Annotated in this window: 19 protein-coding genes; 2 read left to right on the top strand and 17 right to left on the bottom strand. The window is 66.6% G+C overall.

Features of this window, described 5'->3' with window-relative positions:
- Positions 1-69: 69 nt before the first annotated feature.
- From ccoS to ugpB, 11 genes are all read right to left on the bottom strand, one after another.
- Positions 70-216 (bottom strand): cbb3-type cytochrome oxidase assembly protein CcoS, encoded by a 147-nt coding sequence (gene ccoS, locus FHX60_RS04970; protein WP_010809469.1) that lies wholly within the window; start codon positions 214-216, stop codon positions 70-72.
- 2 nt (positions 217-218) lie between these two features.
- Positions 219-2,798: a heavy metal translocating P-type ATPase gene (locus FHX60_RS04965; protein WP_183282658.1), complete on the bottom strand. Its 2,580-nt coding sequence runs from the start codon at positions 2,796-2,798 to the stop codon at positions 219-221.
- 104 nt (positions 2,799-2,902) lie between these two features.
- Complete coding sequence (zapE, locus tag FHX60_RS04960; RefSeq protein ID WP_112774084.1) at positions 2,903-4,000, bottom strand: cell division protein ZapE; 1,098 nt, start codon at positions 3,998-4,000, stop codon at positions 2,903-2,905.
- 88 nt (positions 4,001-4,088) lie between these two features.
- Positions 4,089-5,513: a dihydrolipoyl dehydrogenase gene (gene lpdA / locus FHX60_RS04955; RefSeq protein WP_112774083.1), complete on the bottom strand. Its 1,425-nt coding sequence runs from the start codon at positions 5,511-5,513 to the stop codon at positions 4,089-4,091.
- A 102-nt stretch (positions 5,514-5,615) separates the two neighbouring features.
- Positions 5,616-6,866: a 2-oxoglutarate dehydrogenase complex dihydrolipoyllysine-residue succinyltransferase gene (gene odhB, locus FHX60_RS04950; RefSeq protein WP_062800539.1), complete on the bottom strand. Its 1,251-nt coding sequence runs from the start codon at positions 6,864-6,866 to the stop codon at positions 5,616-5,618.
- A gap of 87 nt (positions 6,867-6,953) precedes the next feature.
- A complete protein-coding gene (locus FHX60_RS04945; protein WP_092309155.1) occupies positions 6,954-9,806 on the bottom strand; it encodes a 2-oxoglutarate dehydrogenase E1 component in 2,853 nt (950 codons plus the stop codon).
- A 328-nt stretch (positions 9,807-10,134) separates the two neighbouring features.
- Positions 10,135-10,881, bottom strand: a complete 747-nt coding sequence (ugpQ, locus tag FHX60_RS04940; RefSeq protein ID WP_183282657.1) for a glycerophosphodiester phosphodiesterase — start codon at positions 10,879-10,881, stop codon at positions 10,135-10,137.
- 1 nt (position 10,882) lies between these two features.
- Positions 10,883-11,983, bottom strand: coding sequence for a sn-glycerol-3-phosphate import ATP-binding protein UgpC (locus tag FHX60_RS04935; protein ID WP_092309161.1), 1,101 nt, complete (start codon positions 11,981-11,983; stop codon positions 10,883-10,885).
- 10 nt (positions 11,984-11,993) lie between these two features.
- On the bottom strand, positions 11,994-12,842 hold the full coding sequence (gene ugpE, locus FHX60_RS04930; protein WP_092309164.1) for a sn-glycerol-3-phosphate ABC transporter permease UgpE: 849 nt from the start codon (positions 12,840-12,842) through the stop codon (positions 11,994-11,996).
- 11 nt (positions 12,843-12,853) lie between these two features.
- On the bottom strand, positions 12,854-13,735 hold the full coding sequence (gene ugpA / locus FHX60_RS04925) for a sn-glycerol-3-phosphate ABC transporter permease UgpA (protein WP_112774080.1): 882 nt from the start codon (positions 13,733-13,735) through the stop codon (positions 12,854-12,856).
- Between the two features lie 160 nt (positions 13,736-13,895).
- Positions 13,896-15,212, bottom strand: coding sequence for a sn-glycerol-3-phosphate ABC transporter substrate-binding protein UgpB (gene ugpB / locus FHX60_RS04920; RefSeq protein ID WP_092309167.1), 1,317 nt, complete (start codon positions 15,210-15,212; stop codon positions 13,896-13,898).
- A 194-nt stretch (positions 15,213-15,406) separates the two neighbouring features.
- Here ugpB and FHX60_RS04915 point away from each other — a divergent pair, with 194 nt between their 5' ends.
- The gene (locus tag FHX60_RS04915) at positions 15,407-16,198 is read left to right on the top strand and encodes an HAD-IIB family hydrolase (RefSeq protein ID WP_092309170.1); all 792 of its coding nucleotides are present in this window, start codon (positions 15,407-15,409) and stop codon (positions 16,196-16,198) included.
- A gap of 112 nt (positions 16,199-16,310) precedes the next feature.
- Here FHX60_RS04915 and ntrC read toward each other — a convergent pair whose 3' ends face one another.
- The 4 genes from ntrC to FHX60_RS04895 form a co-directional block, all read right to left on the bottom strand.
- Entirely contained in the window at positions 16,311-17,870 is a 1,560-nt protein-coding gene (ntrC, locus tag FHX60_RS04910; protein WP_112774079.1) for a nitrogen regulation protein NR(I), read from the bottom strand.
- Positions 17,871-17,955: 85 nt separating this feature from the next.
- Complete coding sequence (gene glnL, locus FHX60_RS04905) at positions 17,956-19,134, bottom strand: nitrogen regulation protein NR(II) (protein WP_183282656.1); 1,179 nt, start codon at positions 19,132-19,134, stop codon at positions 17,956-17,958.
- A gap of 4 nt (positions 19,135-19,138) precedes the next feature.
- Entirely contained in the window at positions 19,139-19,711 is a 573-nt protein-coding gene (locus tag FHX60_RS04900) for a DUF4124 domain-containing protein (RefSeq protein ID WP_112774077.1), read from the bottom strand.
- A gap of 162 nt (positions 19,712-19,873) precedes the next feature.
- Positions 19,874-21,289, bottom strand: coding sequence for a 3-hydroxylaminophenol mutase (locus tag FHX60_RS04895; RefSeq protein ID WP_092309182.1), 1,416 nt, complete (start codon positions 21,287-21,289; stop codon positions 19,874-19,876).
- 483 nt (positions 21,290-21,772) lie between these two features.
- On the opposite strand from FHX60_RS04895, the gene FHX60_RS04890 reads away from it, so the two are divergent.
- Positions 21,773-22,237: a rhodanese-like domain-containing protein gene (locus FHX60_RS04890; protein WP_183282655.1), complete on the top strand. Its 465-nt coding sequence runs from the start codon at positions 21,773-21,775 to the stop codon at positions 22,235-22,237.
- Positions 22,238-22,302: 65 nt separating this feature from the next.
- On the opposite strand, the gene FHX60_RS04885 is transcribed toward FHX60_RS04890, so the two are convergent.
- Positions 22,303-23,127, bottom strand: a complete 825-nt coding sequence (locus FHX60_RS04885) for a competence/damage-inducible protein A (protein ID WP_183282654.1) — start codon at positions 23,125-23,127, stop codon at positions 22,303-22,305.
- A 12-nt stretch (positions 23,128-23,139) separates the two neighbouring features.
- Complete coding sequence (locus FHX60_RS04880; RefSeq protein WP_183282653.1) at positions 23,140-24,027, bottom strand: EI24 domain-containing protein; 888 nt, start codon at positions 24,025-24,027, stop codon at positions 23,140-23,142.
- Between the last annotated feature and the right edge of the window lie 29 nt (positions 24,028-24,056).

Below are 24,056 nucleotides of genomic sequence, written 5' to 3'. Positions count from 1 at the left end.
TTATCAAGCCGCTCCGGACACGTCCTGAACCTGCGTGCGTGGCTCCGGTCCGAGGCACGCGCCGCGGGCTCACGGCTTGTCGTTGTCCAGCAGGATCGATTCGGCGGGCCGGTCCAGGTCGTCGTACTGCCCGGCATGAAGCGCCCACCACAGCGCGCCCGCGATGACCACCACGAGCACCAGGCTCATCGGCACCAGCAGGTAAAGCGTTTCCATCGTCAGGCTCCGTTATGCCGTGACGTACGCCGCGGCTTGCCTGCGCGCAGCAGGCGCCAGGCATTGGCGACCACCAGCAGCGACGACAGCGACATGCCGATGCCGGCCATCCAGGCCGTCACCAGCCCCGTCGCCGCGAGCGGAATGGCGACCACGTTGTAGAAAAAGGCCCAGCCCAGGTTCTGGCGCACCACCCTGCGCGTCTGGCGCGATACGGCCAGCGCCGTCGCGATCTCGGCCACGCCGCCGTGCGTCAGCACCGCGTCCGCGCCGGCCTGGGCCAGCGGCGCGCCGCTGCCGATGGCAATCGAGACCTGCGCCTGCGCCAGCACCGGCGCGTCATTGATGCCATCGCCGACCGCCAGCACCACGGCCCCGCCCTGCTGCAGCTGCGCCACGTAGTCGCGCTTGCCTTCGGGCGTGATCTCGCCGGCCATGCGCTCGATGCCGAAGTGCGCGGCCCACCAGTGCACCGCCGCCATGTTGTCGCCCGATACCAGGTGGCAGCGCGCGCCCAGTTGGCGCAGGCGCGCCAGCAGCATCGGGGTTTCCTGGCGCTCGACGTCGGCCAGGACGAAGCGCGCCAGCGGACCGGTCTCGGCGCCGAGCCAGACCACCGTGGCGCCCGGATGCACCAGGCTGTCGGCAGCGGCCGGCGCAGGTCGGGCCTCGCCGCCCAGCGCAAAGACGAAATCGGCACGGCCGAGGCGCAGGCGGCGGCCCGCGACCACCGCCTCGAGGCCATGCCCGGGCACGTTGCGCATATCGCTGACCTGCAGCGGCTGGCCGGCGGGAGCCGGCGCCGCCGCCACCAGCGCGCGCGCGATCGGATGCTCGCCGCCGCGCTCCATCGCCGCGGCCAGGGACAGGCATCGGGCGGAATCGGCTTCGCCCAGCGGCTCGACCGCCGCCACGGCAAAGCGGCCCTCGGTCAGGGTGCCGGTCTTGTCGAGCACCACGTCGGTGACGCGGGCAAGCGTTTCCAGCGCGTGGCCCCGGGTCAGCAGCATGCCGCGCCGCGACAGCGCCGCGCCGGCCGCGGCCAGTGCCGCGGGCGTGGCCAGCGACAATGCGCACGGACAGCTGACCACCAGCACCGCGATCGTCACCAGCAAGGCCCGCGACGGATCGATCCAGAGGCCCCAGACCATGCCGGTCAGTGCTGCCAGCACCAGCAGCGTCGCCACGAACCAGCCCGCGACGCGGTCGGCCAGCGTGGCCAGGCGCGGCTTCTCCGCCAGCGCGCGGTCCAGCACCGCGACGATCTCGGCCAGGCGGGTGCCGGCGCCGACGCGGGTCACGCGCAGTTCCAGCGGGCTGGCGGTATTGAAGCTGCCGGCCAGCACGGTGTCGCCGGCGCAGCGGCGCACCGGGCGGCTTTCGCCGGTCAGCATGGATTCATCGAGTTCGCTGGTGCCCGAAGTGACCGCGCCGTCCGCCGGGACGATCTCGCCCGCCTTGACGCGGATCAGGTCGCCCGCGCGCAGCCGCGCGACCGGGATACGCTCTCCCGCCGCGCCGGCCGCAGCCAGCCGCTCGCACGTGGCGGGCAACTGTCGCGCCAGCATTTCGGCACCGCTGCGCGAAGCCTGGCGCACACGCAGTTCCAGGTAGCGCGCCAGCAGCAGGAAGGCGACGAACATCGTCACCGAATCGAAATAGACCTCGCCCACGCCGCGCACCGTGGCCAGCGCACTGGCGGCAAAGCCCGCCGCGACGCCGATCGCCACCGGCACGTCCATGCCCATATGGCGCTGGCGCAGGCTGCGCCAGGCGCCGGCAAAGATCGGCGAGGCGGCATAGCACACCACCGGCAAGGTCAGCGCGAAGCTGGCCCAGCGCATCAGCTGCAGCTGGCCGGGATCGATGGTGGCCTCGTGGGTGTAGATCGGCCACGCGTACATCATCACCTGCATCATGCCGAGCATGGCCACCGCCATGCGCATCAGCAGGCCGCGGCGCGCGCGGCGGTCCTGCTGGTCGGTGCGCGAGACTTCGAAGGGCCAGGCCATGTAGCCGATGCCGGCCAGCGCGGCCAGCAGCCCCGACACCGTCTGGGCGCCGTCGCGCCAGCGCACCACCACACGCCGCGTGGCGACGTTGGCGACCGCCGATTCCACGCCCGGCTGGCGGGACAGATGCTGTTCGATCAGCCAGGCGCAGGCGGCGCAGCGGATATTCTCGGGAGCCAGCGTGATCTCGGCGCGGCCGCCGTCGAGCGGGCGCACAAACTGCGCACGCAGTTCCGGGGCATCGTAGGCAGCCCAGATCGGCTCGGCCTGGCGCCGGGCGTCGTCGTCGATGGGCCGGGCGAAGCGGGCTTCGTCGCCGTACAGGTGGGCAAAGCCGGCGGCATGGAGGGTCTGCGCCAGGGCCTGGCAACCGCCGCAGCAGAATACGCGGCGGCTGCCGTCCAGGTCGGCGGCGAGCGGTTCGGCATCGGTGACCGGTAAACCGCAATGGAAGCAGGCCAGCGCCGCGCCGGCGCCGCGCGCGGCTGCGTCGGCGCCATCGCGCCCGACGGGCGGCGGGAATGGCGCCAGCATGCTGGCGGAAGGAATGGTGGCTGGGGGCGGCGACATGGGAAGCTTTTTTTACCCAGTCGAGGATATAGGCCGCCCCCCGATTCCAACTTGATATAGATCAAGGCGGCCCGGCTATGGTTGCGCCGGGCCTGAAATACCGCTCAGGTAAGCGTCGTATCCATGGTGCGGCGCTCGGATTCCAGGTACTCGCGCGACTGCATCTCGATGATGCGGGACACGGTGCGATGGAATTCGTTGGCCATCTGGCCTTCGGTATAAAGTTCGTCGGCGGGCACTTCCGCCGACATCAGCAGCTTGACCTTGTGGTCGTAGAAGACGTCGATCAGCCACGTGAAGCGGCGCGCCTCGGACGACATCCGCGGCGTCATGCGCGGCACGTCGGAAAGGATCACCGTATGGAATTGCGAGGCCAGTTCCAGGTAGTCGTTCTGCGAGCGCGGGCCGCCGCACAGCGTGGCAAAGTCAAACCACACCACCCCGTTGGCCTTGCGCAGCGCGCGCAGCTCGCGGTGCTCGATGTGGAGCAGCGGCGACTCGTCGGCGACGCCGGCAATCGAAGTGAAGGCATCCCGCAGCGCCGAGTTGGCCTTGGCGTCCAGCGGGGTGTGGTAGGCCTGCACCTGTTCCAGCGCGCGCTTGCGATAGTCGATGCCGGCATCGACATTGAGCACGTCCAGCTTCTGCTGCAGCAGCGCGATGGCGGGCAGCACGCGGTCGCGGTGCAGGCCATCGGTGTACAGCAGGTCGGGCCGGTAGTTGGAGGTCATCACGAACTGCACGCCGTTGTCGAACAGCTGCTGCAGCAGGCGATGCAGGATCATCGCGTCGGCGACGTCGCTGACATGGAATTCATCGAAGCAGATCAGGCGGAAACGGCGCGCAATGCGCCGGGCCAGTTCGTCGAGGGGGTCGGGACGGCCGCGCAGCTCTTCGAGCTGGCGGTGCACCTCGCGCATGAATTCATGGAAATGCAGCCGCGTCTTGCGCACCACCGGCACGCAGGTATAGAAGCTGTCCATCAGGAACGACTTGCCGCGCCCCACCCCGCCCCACATATAGACGCCCTGTGGCACGTCGGGGCGCACCAGCAGCTTTTTGAGCGCGTTGTTGCGGCGCCCCTTGTAGGCGACCCATTCGTCGTAGCACTGCTGCAGCCGCGCCACGGCACGCAGCTGGGCCTCGTCGGACTGGTAGCCGCGCTCCTTCAGTTCCTTCTGGTAGTACTCGGTGACGTTCATGCTCGGGGCTCACGCGGCACGGGCCGCAAGTGAAAACGGCGCGCCGCAGAACGGCGCGCCGGTACTCAGGCAACGGCGGACACGCGCCTTACATATTGAGTTGGCGCTTGTCGACGGCCAGCGCGGCTTCGCGCATGACTTCCGACATCGACGGGTGCGGATGGCAGACGCGGCCGATATCTTCGCTGGCGGCCTTGAACTCCATCGCCACCACGGCTTCGGCGATCAGGTCCGAGGCATTGGCGGCAACGATGTGCACGCCCAGGATCTCGTCGGTCTTGGCATCCGCCAGCATCTTGACGAAGCCGTCGGCGTGGCCCATGCCCAGCGCACGGCCGTTGGCCATGAACGGGAACTGGCCGGCCTTGTACTCGCGGCCTTCGGCCTTGAGCTGGGCTTCGGTCTTGCCGACCCATGCGATTTCCGGGAAGGTGTAGATCACCCACGGAACGCAGTTGTAGTCGATATGCGGCTTCTGGCCAGCGATGCGCTCGGCCACGGCCACGCCCTCGTCCTCGGCCTTGTGCGCCAGCATCGGGCCGCGCACCACGTCGCCGATGGCCCACAGGCCCGGCACCTTGGTGGCGCAATGGTCGTCCACCTCGATAAAGCCGCGCTGGTCGACCGCCAGGCCGACTGCGTCCAGGCCCAGGTTGTCGGTGTTCGGCACGCGGCCGACCGACACGATCAGGCGATCGACTTCCAGGGTCTGGGCGGCGCCGTCCTTGTCGGTGTACTTGACGGTCACGCCCTTCTTGCCGGTCGTGACTTCGTCCACCTTCACGCCGAGGCTGAACTTCAGGCCCTGCTTGGTCAGCTGCTTCTGCGCTTCCTTGGCCACGCCTTCGTCGGCGGCGCCCAGGAAGGCGGGCAGCGCTTCCAGCACGGTCACGTCGGCGCCCAGGCGGCGCCACACCGAGCCCAGCTCGAGGCCGATCACGCCGGCGCCGATCACGCCCAGCTTCTTCGGCACCGAGGGGAACTTGAGCGCGCCTTCGTTATCGCTGACCAGGTCGTTGTCGACGGTGATGCCCGGCAGGTGACGGGCCTTCGAGCCGGTGGCGATGATGACCTGCTTGGCGGTCACGACTTCGCCGGCGATCTCGACCTGGAAGCCTTCGGCGCTCTTGCCGACGAACTTGCCGTAGCCCTTGAGCAGCGTCACCTTGTTCTTGCGGAACAGGAACTCGATGCCCTTGGTCATCTTGCCGACGATATCGTCCTTGCGCTTGAGCATCTTGGCCACGTCGACCTTGACGTCGCCGACGGTGATGCCGTGGTCGCCCAGGTGGTGCTGGACGTTCTCGAACTCTTCCGAGGAAGCCAGCAGCGCCTTGGAGGGGATGCAGCCCACGTTCAGGCAGGTGCCGCCCAGGCGGGCTTCGCCCTTGGGATCGTCATACGCATTGCCTTCGCAGCAGGCCACGTTCAGGCCCAGCTGGCCGGCACGGATGGCGGCGATATAGCCGCCGGGGCCGGCGCCGATCACCAGCACGTCGAATTGTTTGCTCATGGAAATTCCTTGTTGGGCGCCGGCGGCAACTTGTGCCGGCGCGCCGTGATCACGGGAGCGCGCTCCCCGCGCACGCCTGGGCGTGCGCGGAGGGACCGGCTATTACAGGTCCAGCAGCAGGCGCGCCGGATCTTCCAGGGCGTCCTTCATGGCGACCAGGCCCAGCACGGCTTCGCGGCCGTCGATGATGCGGTGGTCGTAGGACATCGCCAGGTAGTTCATCGGGCGGATCACGATCTGGCCGTCTTCCACCACCGGGCGGTCCTTGGTGGCGTGCACGCCCAGGATGGCCGACTGCGGCGGGTTGATGATCGGGGTCGACAGCATCGAACCGAACACGCCGCCGTTGGAGATCGAGAAGGTGCCGCCGCTCAGCTCTTCCAGCGACAGCTTGCCGTCACGGGCCTTGACGCCGAACTCGGCGATCTTCTTCTCGATGTCGGCCAGGCTCATCTGGTCGGCGTTGCGCAGGATGGGCACCACCAGGCCGCGCGGCGAGCCGACGGCAATACCGATGTCGAAGTAGCCGTGGTAGACGATGTCGTTGCCGTCGATCGAGGCGTTGATCAGCGGGAACTTCTTCAGCGCGTGCACCGCGGCCTTGACGAAGAACGACATGAAGCCCAGCTTCACGCCGTGTTCCTTCTCGAAGCGGTCCTTGTACTTGTTGCGCAGGTCCATCACCGGCTTCATGTTGACTTCATTGAAGGTGGTGAGGATGGCGTTGGTGGCTTGCGACTGCAGCAGGCGCTCGGCGATGCGGGCACGCAGGCGGCTCATCGGCACGCGCTCTTCCGGACGGTCGCCCAGGGCGGCAAAGTCGACCGGCGCCGAAACCTGCTGCAGTGCCGGCTTGGCGGCCGGGGCCGGAGCGGCCTTGGCGGCCGGGGCCGGCGCGGCGGCTGCGCCCAGCACGTCGCCCTTGGTGATGCGGCCGTCCTTGCCGGTGCCGGCAACCTGGCCAGCCGACAGGCCGGCTTCGGCCATCAGCTTGGCGGCCGACGGCATCGCCACGGCGCCGGCGGCAGCCGGCGCGGCAGCAGCGGCCGGGGCCGGAGCGGCAGCAGCCGGAGCCGGGGCGGCGGCGGCCGGGGCGGCGGCGCCAGCAGTGGCTTCGGTGTCGATCTTGGCGATGATTTCATCGGCCACGACGGTGTCGCCGTCGTTCTTGACGATCTGCGACAGCACACCGGCCGACGGGGCCGGCACTTCCAGCACGACCTTGTCGGTTTCGATTTCGATCAGGATCTCGTCCTGGGCAACGGCTTCGCCTGGCTTCTTCTTCCAGTTGAGCATGGTCGCTTCTGCGACCGATTCGGAGAGTTGCGGAACCTTGACGTCAACGATAGCCATGGTGGTGAATTCCTCGTGTTATGCGTGTTGTCTTGATGCTGGCGAGGCCACGGGGCGCCTGCGCGCGCCGCCGTGGCTGCCGACTGATTACTTGGTCAGAACAAAGCCCTTGAGCTTGGCGAAGGCCGCGTCCAGCAGTGCCTTCTGTTGCTCGTTGTGCTTTGCGTAGTAGCCCACCGCCGGCGAAGCCGAGGCGGGGCGACCGGCATAACCGAGCTTCTGGCCGTCCGTCATGTTTTCCATGATGTAGTGCTGCACGAAGAACCAGGCGCCCTGGTTCTGCGGCTCGTCCTGGCACCACAGGATTTCGTTGGCGTTCGGGTACTTCTTCAGTTCCGCGGCCAGCGCCTTGTGCGGGAACGGGTACAGCTGCTCCAGGCGGATGATGGCGGTGTCGTTGGCCTCGCGTTCCTTGCGCGTGTTGACCAGGTCGTAGTAGACCTTGCCCGAGCACATGATGACGCGCTTGACCTTGCCGGCATTCAGTTCTTCGTGGTCGCCGATGACGGTCTCGAAGTGGCCCTTGGCCAGGTCGGACAGCGGCGACACCGCGTCCTTGTTACGCAGCAGCGACTTCGGCGTCATGATCACCAGCGGCTTGCGGAACAGGCGGATCATCTGGCGGCGCAGCAGGTGGAAGATCTGTGCCGGCGTGGTCGGCTGGCAGACCTGCATGTTGTGGTCCGCGCACAGTTGCAGGAAACGCTCGATACGGGCCGAGCTGTGTTCCGGACCCTGGCCTTCGTAGCCGTGCGGCAGCATCAGGGTCAGGCCCGAGGCACGGCCCCACTTCACTTCACCCGACGAGATGAACTGGTCGATCACCACCTGGGCGCCGTTGACGAAGTCGCCGAACTGGGCTTCCCAGATCACCAGCGCGTTCGGTTCGGCGGCCGAGTAGCCGTATTCGAAGCCGAGCACGGCCTCTTCGGACAGCACCGAGTCGATCACCGTGAACGGTGCCTGGTTTTCCGACACGTTCTGCAGCGGCACGTAGCTGCCGGCATCCCAGCGCTCGCGGTTCTGGTCGTGCAGCACGGCATGGCGGTGGGTGAAGGTGCCGCGGCCGGCGTCCTGGCCGGTGATACGTACCGGGTAGCCCGACGACACCAGCGAGGCGAAGGCCAGGTGCTCACCCATGCCCCAGTCCAGCGGCTGGTCGCCGCGACCCATGTTGGCGCGGTCCTTGACGACCTTCTCGACCAGCGGGTGCAGCTTCAGGTGTTCGGGGATGGCGGTGATGCGTTCGGCCAGGCGCTTGAGCTCGGTCACCGGCACGGCGGTGTCGGCGGCGTCGGTCCACTTGCGGTTCAGGAACGGCATCCAGTCGACCGCGAACTTGTTCTTGAAGTTCGACAGCACCGGATCGGCGGTGTGCTTGCCGGCGTCCATCGCGGCGCGGTATTCCTTGACCTTCTCGTCGCCGAAGTCGGCCGGGACCAGGTTCTGCGCGGCCAGCTTGTCGGCGTACAGCTTGCGCGTGCCGGGGTGCTGGGCGATCTTCTTGTACATCAGCGGCTGCGTGACCGCGGGCGTGTCCTGCTCGTTGTGGCCCAGCTTGCGGAAGCAGATGATGTCGACCACGACATCCTTCTTGAACTCCATGCGGAAATCCACGGCCAGCTGCATGGCGTACACCACGGCTTCGGGATCGTCGCCATTCACGTGCAGCACCGGGGCCTCGATCATCTTGACCACGTCCGTGCAGTACAGCGTCGAGCGTGCGTCGCGCGGGTCGGAGGTGGTGAAGCCGATCTGGTTGTTGATGACGATGTGCATCGAGCCGCCCGTGCCGTAGCCGCGGGTCTGCGCGAGGTTCAGCGTCTCCATCACCACGCCCTGGCCGGCAAAGGCGGCGTCGCCGTGCACCTGCACCGGCAGCACTTCCTTGTGGCCGACTTCGCCGCGGCGTTCCTGGCGGGCCTTGGCCGAGCCTTCGACCACCGGGTTGACGATTTCGAGGTGCGACGGGTTGAATGCGAGCGACAGGTGGACCGGACCGCCTTCGGTCGAGACATCGCTCGAGAAGCCCTTGTGGTACTTGACGTCACCGGCCGGCAGGTCATCGACGTGCTTGCCTTCGAACTCGGCGAACAGGTCGGCGGGCATCTTGCCCAGGGTGTTGACCAGCACGTTCAGGCGGCCGCGGTGGGCCATGCCGATCACGATTTCCTGCACGCCCTTGCTGCCGGCGTGCTGGATCAGTTCGTCCATGGCAGCAATGAAGCTCTCGCCGCCTTCCAGCGAGAAGCGCTTCTGGCCGACATACTTGGTGTGCAGGAAGCGCTCGAGGCCTTCGGCCGCGGTCAGGCGGTCAAGGATGTGCTTCTTCTTTTCCAGCGTGAACACCGGCTTGGAACGCGTGGTTTCCAGGCGCTCCTGCCACCAGCGCTTCTGCGCCTGGTCGCTCACGTACATGAATTCGAAGCCGATGGTGCCGCAGTACGTTTCGCGCAGGTTGTTGAGCAGCTCGCGCAGGCTCATCGACTCCTTGCCGAAGTAGGTATTGCTGGCGTTGAAGACGATATCGAGATCGGCTTCGGAAAAACCGTAGAAGGCCGGGTCCAGATCCGGCAGGGGCGGACGCTCCTGGCGCTTGAGCGGGTCCAGGTCGGCCCAGTGCGAACCGATGTTGCGGTAGGCGGCGATCAGCTGCGTGGCGGCGACGCGCTTGCGGCCCATATCGGAATCGGCCGATGCAACGATGGTGCGGATGGGGCCTTGCTTGGCGCGCTCGGCGAACGAGGCAACGATGGGAGCGTGGGCGATATCCCGGCCGTTCGAGCCGTCGACGGCGGGAACGTTCTGCATGGCGTCGAAATACGCGCGCCAATTGTCGGGAACCGAGGCGGGGTTCTGGAGGTAGGCTTCGTACAGTTCTTCGACATAGGGGGCGTTACCGCCGAAGAGGTACGAATTGCTCTGATACTGCTGCATCATGGGACGCTCACTTTTCTCCGGGTCTGCCGGAGTTCAGCGGGTTATTCAACCTTCCGCGACACGGCTTGACCGGTTAGCGGATCGCAAACAACTCTTGGGAGCCAGGGGAGGCACTTACGCAAACGGCACCACCAGGGTGCCGCATGTGATGGCCGCCTCACAAGGCCCGAAAGGGCAAGTTGTGCGGGGAAGGACCTTAAGTCTTCACGGCGGTAAGGATAGCACGGATTGCGTTTGATCAATGTGGACTTTTCGCGATACGAAACACAACCGCGCGACAATTCCAGCCGCGTTCAGCGAATTCGCAACAGCCTCACAACAATCTGGATCAAGGAGCAATCTGGTCGACGGCGTCGGTAATCACCCCATCGAGCCCCCATTCCAGCAACTGCGCCGCCCGCGCCGGATCATTGACGGTGTAGGCCAGCACGCGCAGGCCGGCCGCATGTGCGGCGGCAATCACGCCGGCATCCAGCTCGCGATGGTTGGCATCGAGCGCGACGCAGCCGAGCCGGCGCACCCGCTCCAGCCAGTCACCCGGTAGCTTGTCCAGCAGCAGCGCGCGCGGCAGGCCGGGCGCGACATGCGCCGCAGTGGCAAGCGCCTCTTCCGAAAACGAGGACAGCAGCGGCGGCACCTCGGCGCCGGCCCACAGCGACTGGGCATCGAGGGCCACGGCGGCGCCGGTGCGCGCCTCGGTGCCCGGCACCGGCTTGATCTCGATATTGACCTGGAAGCCGTTGGCGCGGGTGTAGCGCGCGATCGCCGCCAGCGTCGGCACCGGCTCGCCGGCGAAGGCCGGGCCGTGCCAGCTGCCGGCGTCGAGCAGCGCAAGTTCGCCCAGCGTCAGCGCATCCACCCTGCCCTGGCCGCTGGTGGTGCGGTCCAGGGTGGCATCGTGCATCAGCACCGGCTTGCCGTCGGCCGACAGCTTCACATCGAACTCGAACATGCGGTAGCCAAAGCCGGCGCCATGGCGGAGCGCCGCCAGTGTGTTCTCCGGCGCCAGCTTGCCGGCGCCGCGGTGCGCAATGTGGCTGGGATAGCGCCAGGGATGGTCGGTTGCCGTGGTCATGTCAGGCCTCGATGCGCTTGCCGGTGTCCGGCGCAAAGAAATGCAGGTGCTCGGCCGACGAGGTCACCGGCAGGCGGTCGCCGGCGCGCACGCGCGCATGGCTGTCCAGCCGCACCACCACGGCCTGCCCGCCGAGCGAGCCATAGGCGAAGGAATCCGCGCCCAGCGCCTCGACCACGCGCACATCGACCTCGGCGATCGCCTCATGCGCGGCGCACGGCTCGATATGCTCCGGGCGCAGCCCCAGCAGCGCCTGTTCCGGCAGGTGCAGCCCCATCGGCAGGTGGCCGAGCGTGGCATTGGCGGCTTCGCCCTCCTTCGCCACCACGCGCATCTGCGCGCCAGTGTCGCCGCCGGCATTGCGCACCACCGGGATCAGGTTCATCGGCGGCGAGCCGATAAAGCCGGCCACGAAGGTGCTGGCCGGCCGTGCGTAGACTTCCAGCGGCGTACCGATCTGCTCGACCCGCCCGGCGTTGAGCACCATCATGCGGTCTGCCAGCGTCATGGCCTCGACCTGGTCGTGCGTCACATAGAGGCTGGTGGTGCCCAGGCGCCGGTGCAACTCCTTCAGTTCCAGCCGCATCTGCACCCGCAGCTTGGCGTCGAGGTTGGACAGCGGCTCGTCGAACAGGAACACCGCCGGCTCGCGCACGATGGCGCGGCCCATGGCGACGCGCTGGCGCTGCCCGCCGGAGAGCTGGCGCGGCTTGCGCTCGAGCAGCGGCGCCAGCTCGAGAATGCCGGCGGCGTGGTTGACGCGCTGCGCGATCTCGGCCTTGCCCATGCCGCGGATTTTCAGGCCGTAGGCCATGTTGTCGTACACGCTCATATGCGGGTACAGCGCGTAGTTCTGGAACACCATGGCGATATCGCGCTCGGCCGGCTCCAGCTGGTTGACCACCTTGTCGCCGATATGGATCTCGCCGCCGGTGATGGTTTCCAGCCCGGCCACCATGCGCAGCAGCGTGGACTTGCCGCAGCCCGAGGGCCCGACGATGACGATGAACTCGCCGTCGCGGATCTCCATGTCGATGCCATGCACGACCTGGGCGCCGCCGGCGTAGGTTTTCTGAACGTTGCGTAGTGACAGTTTTGCCATTGTGTTCCGCTTATTTCTCGGTTTCGACCAGGCCCTTGACGAACCACTTCTGCATCAGCACCACCACCACCGCGGGCGGGATCATCGCCAGCATCACCGTGGCCATCACCAGGTTCCAGTCGGTGGCGGCGTCGCCCGAGCGCGAGATCATCTGCGTCACGCCCACCACCACCGGCGTCATCGACTTCTGCGTGGTGATCAGCAGCGGCCACAGGTACTGGTTCCAGCCGTAGATGAACTGGATCACGAACAGCGCGGCGATGCTGGTGCGCGACAGCGGCAGCACCACGTCCCAGAAAAAGCGCAGCGGCCCCGCGCCGTCGATGCGCGCCGCTTCCGCGAGTTCATCGGGAATCGTCAGGAAGAACTGGCGGAACAGGAAGGTCGCGGTCGCCGACGCGATGATTGGAATGGTCAGCCCGAAGTAGCTGTCGAGCAGCCCGAGGTCCGACACCACCTTGTAGGTCGGCAGGATCCGCACCTCCACCGGCAGCATCAGCGTGATGAAGATCAGCCAGAAGAAGGTCTTGCGCAGGGGGAACTTGAAATAGACGATGGCAAAGGCCGAGATGATCGAGATCGCGATCTTGCCCAGCGCAATGCCCAGCGCCATGATCAGGCTGTTCTTCATCATGGTCGAGACCGGCGAGGCGGCCTCGCCCACGCCCTGGAACAGCACGGTGCGATAGTTGTCGATCAGGTGGCTGCCGGGGATCAGCGTCATCGGCGCGTCGAGCACTTCTTCGGCGGTCAGCGTCGACGCGACGAAGGTCAGGTACACCGGGAACACCACGATGACGATGCCGAGGATCAGCACCGCGTGGGTCAGGAAATCGAGGAAAGGACGACGTTCTACCATGGTTGCCTCTGTCAGTACTGGACCTTGCGTTCCACATAACGGAACTGCACCACGGTCAGCGCAATCACGATCACCATCAGCACCACCGACTGCGCGGCCGAGCCGCCGATGTCCATGCCGCGGAAGCCGTCATGGAAGACCTTGTAGACCAGCGTGTTGGTCGAGTTGAACGGGCCCCCATGCGTGACCGCGTCGATGATGGCAAACGTGTCGAAGAACGCGTACACCACGTTGATCACCATCAGGAAGAAGGTGGTCGGCGACAGCAGCGGGAACACGATCGACCAGAACCGGCGCCACGGGCCCGCGCCGTCGATGGCGGCGGCTTCGATCAGGGAGCGCGGGATGCTTTGCAACCCGGCCAGGAAGAACAGGAAGTTGTAGCTGATCTGCTTCCAGGCCGCGGCCAGCACCACCAGCAGCAAGGCCTGGTTGCCATTGAGCAGGAAGTTCCATTCGACGCCGAGCTTGCGCAGCGCAAACGACACCACCCCGAGGGTCGGGTTGAACATGAACATCCACAGCACGCCCGCCACCGCCGGCGCCACCGCATACGGCCAGATCAGCAGGGTCTTGTAGCCCACCGCGCCGCGGATCACGCGGTCGGCAAAATAGGCCAGCGCCAGTGCGGTGGTCAGCCCCACCACCGTTACGCCCACGGCAAAGATGGCGGTGATCTGGAACGACTCGACATAGAGCGGGTCGTTCCACAGCATGCGGAAGTTGTCCAGGCCGACGAACTCCAGGTTGATGCCGAAGGCATCCTGCTGCAGCATCGACTGGTACAGGGCCTGCCCGGCGGGCAGGAAAAAGAAGATCAGCGTGATCGCGATCTGCGGCAACACCAGCAGATACGGCAGCCACGGCGAGCGGAACACGACGCGTTTTTCCATGAACGGATTCCGGCGGATGCTGCGGATGGCGGCATCGGACAAGGTACGGATCAGGTACGAAGCGGCGGCCGGCCCTGATCGGGGCCGGCCACAAAGCAAGCGGGCGGAGGTTTCGCCGCCGCCCGCCTGTCACGTCAGCCTGCTGGCAAGGCCCTGCGCATTATTCGCGCGCGGTCTTCTGGAAGCGCTCCAGCAAGTCGTTGCCGCGTGCCACGGCCGAGTCCAGCGCCGCCTTGGGCTCCTTCTTGCCGGCCCAGACGGCCTCCAGCTCTTCATCCACCACGGTACGGATCTGCACCATATTGCCCAGGCGCACGCCGCGCGACTTGTCGGTGGTCTTGACCACCATCTGCTGCACCGAGACGTCGGCACCGGGGTTCTTGTCGTAGTAGCCCGATTTCTTGGTGGCCTCGTAGGCGGCCATGGTCACCGGCAGGTAGCCGGTGGCCTGGTGCCAGTCAGACTGGATCTCCGGGCGCGACAGGTAATTGAAGAACTTGGCGACGCCCTTGTACTCTTCAGGCTTCTTGCCGCCCATCACCCACAGCGAGGCGCCGCCGATGATGGTGTTCTGCGGCGCGCCCTGCACGTCCGGGTAGTACGGCAGCTGCGCCACCGCGAACGCGAACTTGGCGTTCTTGCGGATATTGGCCAGCGACGCCGACGAGCCGGTGAACATGGCGCATTCGCCGTTGTAGAACTTGGCCTGCGATTCGGCCTTGCGCCCGCCATAGCTGAAGTAGCCCTTCTTCACCATGTCCTGCAGGTTGGTGACGTGCTTGACGTGCAGCGGGCTGTTGAAGATCAGGCGCGTATCGGTGCCGCCGAAGCCGTTGTTCTTGGTGGCGTACAGCGTGTTGTGCCAGGCCGAGAAGCTCTCAAGATGGACCCAGCCCTGCCAGTCGGTGGTATAGGCGCAGTTGGTGCCCGAGGCCTTGAGCTTGGCCGAGTACTGCATCACCTCGGGCCAGGTCTTGGGCGGCTTTTCCGGATCCAGGCCCGCCTTCTTGAAGGCGTCCTTGTTGTAGTAGAACACCGTGGTCGAGCTGTTGAACGGGAACGACAGCATCTCGCCCTTGGACGAGGTGTAGTAGCCCGCCACGGCCGGGATGTAGGCCTTCTGGTCGAACTTCTCGCCGGCGTCCTTCATCACCGTCGACACCGGCTTGATCGCGCCCTTGGCGCTCATCATGGTGGCGGTGCCGACCTCGAACACCTGCAGGATCGCCGGCGCGCCGCCGGCGCGGAAGGCGGCGATGCCCGCCGCCATGGTTTCGTCGTAATTGCCCTTGTTGACCGGCACCACCTTGTATTCGGACTGGCTGGCGTTGAACTTGTTGGCGATCTCGTTCACCTTGTCGTTCAGCGCGCCCTGCATGGCGTGCCACCACTGGATTTCAACGGCGGCGTGCGCGCTGCCGGCCCCGGTCAGGGCGGCCAGCGCGGCGAGTTTGAGCACGGTACGGGATACGGACATCGGAGCTCTCCTTGGCTTGTCTTGTTGCGGTCAGTCGAAAATCCGACAGCATGTGATTTTTTTGTGACAGCGGCATGTTACGCCGGTCGCACCTGCGCAAGCAAATCAGCAGATTCACCAGTATGGCCGTGCCGCGGCGTTTTGCAGTGCAATAAACGAATTTCGCCGCAGATCCACGGTTACAATGGCCCGCCATGCAATCCCTGAACAAGCTCTCTAATACGGCGCTGCGCAACGTGCGCGGCGTGCTGACCGATATCGACGGCACCCTGACCACCGACGGCCGGCTGCCGGCCTCGACCTACCTGGCCCTGGATGGGCTGCGCCGGGCCGGCCTGCATGTGATCCCGGTGACCGGGCGCTGCATCGCGTGGGCCGAGATCCTGACGCGGCTATGGCCGGTCGATGCCATCATCGGCGAGAACGGCGCGTTCTATTCGCACCTGCACAACGGCCGGCTGCAGACCCGCTTCCTCGACGATGCGGCCACGCGCGCACGCAACCTCGAGCGCATCCAAGCGTTGGGGCAGCGCATCGTGCGCGAGGTACCCGGCTGCGCGCTGGCTTCCGACCAGGCCTGGCATGCCGCCGACCTGGCCATCGACCATGCCGAGGACGTGGTGCCGCTGCCCGAGGACGCCGTGGCGCGCATTGCGGAGCTGATGCGCGAGGCCGGCATGACCGCCACCGTCAGCTCGATCCATGTCAACGGCTGGTTCGGCCAGCATGACAAGCTGTCGATGAGCAAGCTGTGCGTGGCCGAGCTGCTGGGCGAGGACGTGGACGCGCGGCGCGACCAGTGGCTGTTTATCGGGGATTCGGCCAACGATGCGTCGATGTTTGCGCATTTCCCGCTGTCGGTGGGCGTGGCCAATGTGCGCGATATCCTGCCGCAGCTGCCGGTGCCCCCGGCTTACATCACCGCGGCCGCGGGGGGCGAGGGTTTTGCGGAGATGGCGCAGCGGCTGATCGAAGCGCGCGGCTAGTGCCGCGGCATGTGCAAGGGGAAGATTTGCTCCCTCTCCCGCCGGCGGGAGAGGGAGAAAGCGGGGCAGCAAACAACGGGAGTCGGCCAGGGCCGTAGTGCCCTGCCCCGCTTCAGTCGAAGCCCAGCTCCTGCAGCTTGCGCGTGATGGTGTTGCGCCCGATCCCGAGCCGGGTCGCGGCTTCGACGCGGCGGCCGCGGGTGACGCCCAGCGCGGCTTCCAGCACCGCCTTTTCGAACCGGCGCGTCAGCAGGTCCATCACTTCGGGCTGGCCGGCTTCCAGCATCGCGCGCGCCTCGCCGGCGAGCAGGCTTTCCCATCCGGCGGCCGCCGCTGCCTGCTGCGGAGCCTGGGCTGCCGCTGCGGCCGGCGCGGCGCGCACCACCGTGGCCGTATCGGCCTCGGCCACCGGCACCGCAAACCCGCCATAGTCGGCCAGTTCCTGGGCGCCTTCATACTCGGCCACCCGCAGGTCGGGCGCGCGCTCCGGGCGCGGTGCATTGACCGGCTCGCTGGTGCCCGCCTCCAGCATCTCGCGCGGCAGGTCCTTGACCTCGATGGTCTGCGCCGGCGCCATCACGGTGAGCCAGTTGCACAGGTTTTCCAGCTGGCGCACGTTGCCGGGGAACGGCAGCGTGCTGACATAGGCCAGCGCCTCGTCCGACATGCGCTTGGGCTCGACGCCAAGCTCCTTGGCACTCTTCTGCAGGAAATGGCGCGCCAGCAGCGTGATGTCCTCCGGCCGCTCGCGCAGCGGCGGCAGGCGCAGCCGGATCACGTTCAGACGGTGGAACAAGTCCTCGCGGAACAGCCCTTCCTTGACGCGCAGTTCCAGGTTCTGGTGCGTGGCGGCAATCACGCGCACATTGGCGCGCAACGGATTGTGACCGCCGACGCGATAGAAGTTGCCGTCGGACAGCACGCGCAGCAGCCGGGTCTGCAGGTCGAACGGCATGTCGCCGATTTCATCGAGAAACAGCGTGCCGCCCTCGGCCTGCTCGAAGCGCCCGCGCCGCATGGTCTGGGCACCGGTAAAGGCGCCACGCTCGTGGCCGAACAGTTCGGACTCCAGCAGGTCCTTGGGTATCGCCGCGGTATTGAGCGCGATAAACGGGCCGTTGGCGCGCGGGCTGTGCTTGTGCAGCGCGCGCGCGACCAGCTCCTTGCCGGTGCCGGACTCGCCGGTGATCATCACCGTGACGTTCGACTGCGACAGCCGGCCGATGGCGCGGAACACGTCCTGCATCGCCGGCGCCTGGCCGAGGATCTCGGGCGCGTCGACCAGGCGGTCGTCCATTTCTTCCTCGCGCAGGCTTTCTTCCAGGGCGCGGCGGATCAGCTCGACCGCCTTGTCGACATCGAAAGGCTTGGCCAGGTATTCGAAGGCGCCTCCCTGGAACGCCGCCACCGCGCTGTCGAGGTCGGAGTACGCCGTCATCACGATGACCGGCAGGCCCGGATGCCGCGCCTTGATCGCCTGCAGCAGGTCGAGGCCGGAACCGCCGGGCATGCGGATATCCGATATCAGCACCTGCGGCTGGTCTTCCTCCAGCGCGGCCAGCGCGTCCCGCACATTGGTGAAGCTGCGCGAGAGCAGGCTTTCACGGGCGAGGGCCTTTTCCAGGACCCAGCGGATTGATTGATCGTCGTCGACTATCCAGATCGGCTTCATGTGCGTCGCTTGTCTGCTCGGTGTCAGTTGGTCTTCCGCATGCCCTGGCCACGTCGGTGCACGCGCTTGCGGACGCCGGCAAAGGCTAGTGCAGCGGCAGCAGGATACGGAAGTCGGTACAGCCCGGCCTGCTCTCGCATTCGATCAAGCCCTCGTGCTGCTGCACGAAGGTTTGAGCGAGTGTGAGACCCAGTCCGCTGCCGCCATCCCTGCCCGATACCAGCGGATAGAAAATGCGTTCGCGGATGTCTTCGGGGATTCCCGGGCCGTTGTCGATCACATGCAAGTCCAATGCCAGCTTGAACAGGCGCTTGGCAATGGTGACCTGGCGCGCGATGCGCGTGCGCAGCACGATCTGCGCGTCGCCGCGCGCGATGCGTTCGGCCAGCGCCTGCGCGGCGTTATGGACGATGTTGAGCACGGCCTGGATCAGCTGCTCCATGTCGCCCCGCAACTCGGGCAGGCTGGCATCGTAGTCGCGCACGATCTCGAGCCCGTTCGGAAACTCGGCCAGCACCACCGAGCGCACGCGCTCGAGCACCTCGTGGATATTCAGGCTCGATACGATATGCGGGTGCCGGTGCGGCTCCAGCAGCCGGTCGACCAGCGTCTGCAGCCGGTCCGACTCCTTGATGATGACCTGGGTGTATTCGCGCAGCGAGCGCTCGGGAAGCTCGAATTCCAGCAGCTGCGCCGCGCCGCGGATGCCGCCCAGCGGATTCTTGATCTCGTGGGCGAGGTTGCGGATCAGCTCCTTGTTGGCCGAGGTCAGGTCCAGGATGCGCTCTTCGCGGTCGCTGCGCACCTTCTGCTCGTTGGGCAGGATCTCGACCACCACGGTGTCGCCGACCGCCTCGAGCGCGGCGATCACCACGTGCACATGGATCGGTTCCTGCAGCGGCGGATGCAGGATCAGGTCCTGCCGGCGCACGTCGAACTGCCGCGTGACCACGGTGTCGAGCATGCTGTGCAGTTCATCCGATTTGCCGAACAGGTCGGGCAGCGTCAGCTCGACCATGCCCTTGCGCGACACGCCGAAGGTGGCCTCGGCGGCCGCATTCGCGTAGACCACGCGCAGCCCCGGCTGGCGTACCAGCAGCACCGGGTTGGCGACCACGTCCAGGCCGGCATGGAACGCCGCCGCGCCGATGCTGAGCACGCGCGCGCCGGTTTCGGACGGTGCCGGCTCCGCCGCGGGCGGCTCGGCCCGCGCGCCGTCGGCATTGCCGGCCTTGCGTGAGACTCCGCGAATCAGGCGACGCATAAGACTAGTCCTTCAGGTTGCCGAGCTCGCGCCGCAGCGACGCCGCGTTGGCCTCGCTGCGGGCAATGTCGTCGCGCAGCGCCGCGGTGCGGTCGAGGTATTTCTGGTAGTTGCGCTCATTGCCCTGGCGCTCCGGCTGGCCGTTGTTGTATTCGGCGCGCAGCCCCTGCAGCTTGGCCTCCTCGGCCTGCAACTCCTGCGTCAGCACGGTGCGGCGCTCGCTGTCGCGGCTGCGCTGGGTGGCGCTGTCCACGCGCGGGAAACCGGTGCTGGCGGCGGTGGTGGCGCTGCTGCCGGCACTCTTGGCCGGTGCGGCAATGCGCCCGCCCGGCACGGTCACGACCTCGGGCAGGTTCAGCTTCTTGCAGCCCTTGCCGGCATTGCCGTTGCGGTACTCCGGCACGCCGTTTGGCCCGGTGCAGACATAGACATCCGAGGACTGCGCCAGCGACGGCCCTGCCCACGCGCCCAGTACCAGCGCCGCGGCGCTCACCAGAACGGGGAATCGGCGTCGGATTTGGTGCACGGAACGGGGCATGGCATGAGTCCGGCGGGCCGTGCGGGAAAAGGCATCCATGGCGTGGCGTCAGGTTAGAACGGGAGTGGATCGGGACAGAATCGGATTCCCCATTCTAGCGAGCAAAGCAAAAAGGGACAGCCGAAGCCGCCCCCTTGTGGTGCAACTGTTGCCCGGTCACAACCCGCGTGATGGCCGGAGAAGGGCCGGGCAAAGGGCCGCTTACAGCGAGTAGTACATTTCGAACTCGACCGGGTGCGTGGTCATGCGGAAGCGCGTGACTTCTTCCATCTTCAGTTCGATGTAGGCATCGATCATCGAGTTCGAGAACACGCCGCCGCGGGTCAGGAACTCGCGGTCGTTGTCCAGGTACTCCAGCGACTGGTCCAGGCTCGAGCAGACGGTCGGGATCTTTGCATCCTCTTCCGGCGGCAGGTCGTACAGGTTCTTGTCGGCGGCTTCGCCCGGGTGGATCTTGTTCATCACGCCGTCCAGGCCGGCCATCAGCAGCGCCGAGAAGCCCAGGTACGGGTTCATCAGCGGATCCGGGAAGCGGGTCTCGATGCGGCGGCCCTTCGGGTTGGCCACATACGGGATACGGATCGAAGCCGAACGGTTGCGGGCCGAGTAGGCCAGCTTGACCGGAGCCTCGAAGCCCGGCACCAGGCGCTTGTACGAGTTCGTGCCCGGGTTGGTGATGGCGTTCAGCGCGCGGGCGTGCTTGATGATGCCGCCGATGTAGTACAGCGCGAATTCCGACAGGCCGGCGTAGCCGTTGCCAGCGAACAGGTTCTGGCCGTCCTTCCACACCGACTGGTGCACGTGCATGCCCGAGCCGTTGTCGCCGACGATGGGCTTCGGCATGAAGGTCGCGGTCTTGCCGTAGGTGTGGGCGACGTTCTGGATCACGTACTTCTGCAGCTGGGTCCAGTCGGCGCGCTGCACCAGCGTGCTGAACTTGGTGCCGATTTCGTTCTGGCCCTGGCCAGCCACTTCGTGGTGGTGGACTTCAACGGGGATGCCCAGCGATTCCAGGATCAGGCACATCTCCGAACGCATGTCCTGGAAGGTGTCGATCGGGGCAACCGGGAAGTAGCCGCCCTTCTTGCCCGGACGGTGGCCGCTGTTGCCATGCTCGAATTCCTTGGCCGACGACCACGGAGCTTCTTCGGAGTGAATCTTCACGAAGCAGCCTTGCATGTCGACGTTCCAGGTCACGCCGTCGAAGATGAAGAATTCGGGTTCCGGACCGAAGAAGGCGGTATCGCCCAGGCCGGTGCTCTTCAGGTAGGCTTCGGCGCGCTTGGCGATCGAACGCGGGTCGCGGTCATAGCCCTTGCCATCCGACGGCTCGATCACGTCGCACGACAGCACCAGCGTCGGCTCTTCATAGAACGGGTCGATGTGAGCCGTGTTCGAATCCGGCATCAGCAGCATGTCCGAAGCTTCGATACCCTTCCAGCCGGCGATCGACGAGCCGTCGAAAGCGTGGCCGCTCTCGAACTTGTCTTCATCGAAGTGCGACACAGGCACGGACACGTGTTGCTCCTTGCCTTTGGTATCGGTGAAGCGGAAATCGACGAACTTGACGTCGTTTTCCTTCACCAGCTTCATCACGTCTGCAACGCTGTGGGCCATGCCAATCTCCTGGGTATTCGGCAAATGTCTGTGAAAGCCAATTCTTGGGACTGTCGCCAGCGGCGCCGCTGCATCGTTGCCGCGCCTGACTGGCCTCGCCGCGAAAGGACGACGGATGTTAGCAGAAAGCGTGCCAACCAAACGTCCCGCGCGGCGCCGGGCCCGAAAATTGTGCAACTCCGGCGAATCGCGCACCATGCTGGCCGGCAACGAAAACGCCGTCCAGCGGGGCCGGGGGCCATGTGGCGCTCACGCGACACGCGCAACCAAGGTTGCCTGCGTCATGGAACACCATCATGGTGCAAACTTCAAGCGGCAGCACCGTCTTAGTGCATTCGCACCAAAATCGATCCACTTTCGCCCTGCGGCGGCGCTTTCCGGGCCCTCCCGGCCAGCGCAGCCACCGCCCCGCTACCGCGGCGCTATAGAATAACGGGTTGCGGCCCTTGCGCCACGATTCCACCCATTCAATTTGTCACGCCGATGACCACCCGAGAAGATCTCCTCCAGGCCGCCCGCCAGCGCCAGGAACAAAACCAGTTGCCGTACTTCGGCGCGCTGTCGCCGCAGGAAGCCTATGCCCTGCTGCAGAACGACCCTTCCGCCGTGCTGGTGGACGTGCGCACGCAGGCCGAGCTGGACTGGGTCGGCGGCGTCGACGTGCCCGACGCGCAATTCGCCCATGTCGAATGGATGTCCTACCCGGGCGGCGCGCAGAACGCGCGCTTTATCGAGGAACTGCGCGCACGCGTGCCGTCCGACGTGCCGGTGCTGTTCCTGTGCCGCAGCGCGGCGCGCTCCAAGCATGCGGCGCGGGTGGCCACCGAGGCCGGCTACCACTTCGCCATGGACGTGCTCGAAGGTTTCGAGGGCAACCGCGACGATCACCACCACCGCAAGACCGTCGAGGGCTGGTGCGTGCGCGGCCTGCCCTGGCATGGCGCCTGATTGCGCCCGGACCTGATGAAAAGGGGCAGCCAAGGCTGCCCCTTTTTTTTGGCCTGCCGCAACGACTAGACCGGAGACGCCTGCCGCGGCGGCTGCTCCACGGTCTCGTACCCCATCGCCTGCACGCCTTCCAGCAGCATCGCATAGGCCGGGGCCACCAGCTCGGCCGGGCCCTTGACGCCCAGATCGATATGGCGGCGCGCGAAGCGGTCGCCGCGCTGCACGTCGCCGACCGACGGCAGGCTGAACACGCGGATGCCCGGATGCGCCGCCTCGACCTTCTCCATCAGCGGCGTCAGCGTCGACTCCGGCGCCTCGAACACGTAGAAGGCCCGCTCCTGCTGCGACACCTGGTGGAACAGGTGCGCATAGTCGTGGTCCAGCACCCACTCCATCATGGGCCACGCCATCACCGGAAAGCCGGGCATGAAGTGATGGTGGCCGACCGAGAAGCCGGGGATGCGGTTGTAGCTGTTGGGGATGATGCGCGCGCCCTCGGGGAACTCGCCCATCTTGAAGCGGTGCTGGTTCTCCGGCAGGGTCAGGTCGCCCCTGGCGGGGTCGCCGCCGGCGGTCTCGGCGATGCGCAGCGCAATCAGTTCACGCGCCTCGGGATGCAGCACCAGCGGCACGCCCAGCGCCGCGGCCGCGCACTGGCGCGTGTGGTCGTCGGGGGTGGCGCCGATGCCGCCGGTGCAGAACACCACGTCGGGGCCGGCCAGCGTGCGCCGCAGCGTGGCGGTAATGCGGGCGCGGTCGTCGCCGACATACTCGGCCCAGTCCAGCGCCAGGCCGCGCGAGCCCAGCAGTTCGATGGTGCGGCGCAGGTGCTTGTCTTCGCGCCGCCCCGACAGAATCTCGTCGCCAATGACGATCAGGCCGAAACCCATATTGCCCTCGCTTCAGGAGTTTTCGATGCGGCGCACTTCGTGCGGCGCCAGGTCGATGACGTCGCCGCCCGACGACGGCGCGGCCGGCGGCTGGGCCGGCACGGCTACGCGCTCGGCCCGCAGCTGCGCCAGCGCGCGCAGGCAGAAATGGCCGAACCACAGCGCCGAGAAAATGAAGATCAGCACATAGAGCCACAGCGTGCCGGCCAGCACGAACGGGAACAGGAAGATCACCGCCGCCGACGACACCCACAGTATCGTCGGCGCCGAGCCTAGCAACCCCACCGCCACGCCGATCACCAGCAGCGGCGTGCGATGGCGCCGCACCAGGGTCTTGCGCTCCTCGGCGCTGGCATGGTCGGCGAGCGCGTCATACGTCATCACGCGGTAAGTCAGCCAGCCCCACAGCACCGGCGGAATCAGCGCAAAGAACGGCGGGATCAGCCACAGCGGCAGCGTCACCAGCACCAGCGACAGGAACACCAGGGTACTGCCGAGCGAATGGAACACGCTGCCCAGCACGCTGCCGCCATGGGCCTTGGCCAGGTCCGGGTAGTTGCGCTCCAGGTGGCGCACCACCGCCGGCACCGAGAACACGCCGATAAACATCAGCATCGACGCGATCACCAGCGGGATCGCCAGCGCCGCCACGAACAACGGCGCCACCACGGAGCGCAACGATTGCAGCCCGAACCAGTCGAGCGCGCTGTAGATCCAGCTGGTCAGCACCGAGGTTTGCAGGAAGCTGCGCGTGGCGCCCATGATGGGGTCCCAGCCCCACCAGAGCAGCCCGCCCCACAGCAGCGTGGCCAGGACGAAAGGCAGCACGGTCAGCATCAGCATGCGCGGATGCAGCTGGCTGACCAGCGCGCGGCCAAACGAGCGGAAGATATCGTTCATGCAGTCGAAGGCAAAACAGGAAAGTCGCG

Source organism: Cupriavidus alkaliphilus (assembly GCF_014191175.1).
Classification (GTDB): domain Bacteria; phylum Pseudomonadota; class Gammaproteobacteria; order Burkholderiales; family Burkholderiaceae; genus Cupriavidus; species Cupriavidus alkaliphilus.
The sequence above is the reverse complement of the archived record's forward strand: the minus strand, read 5'-3'. Positions and strand labels throughout refer to the sequence as shown.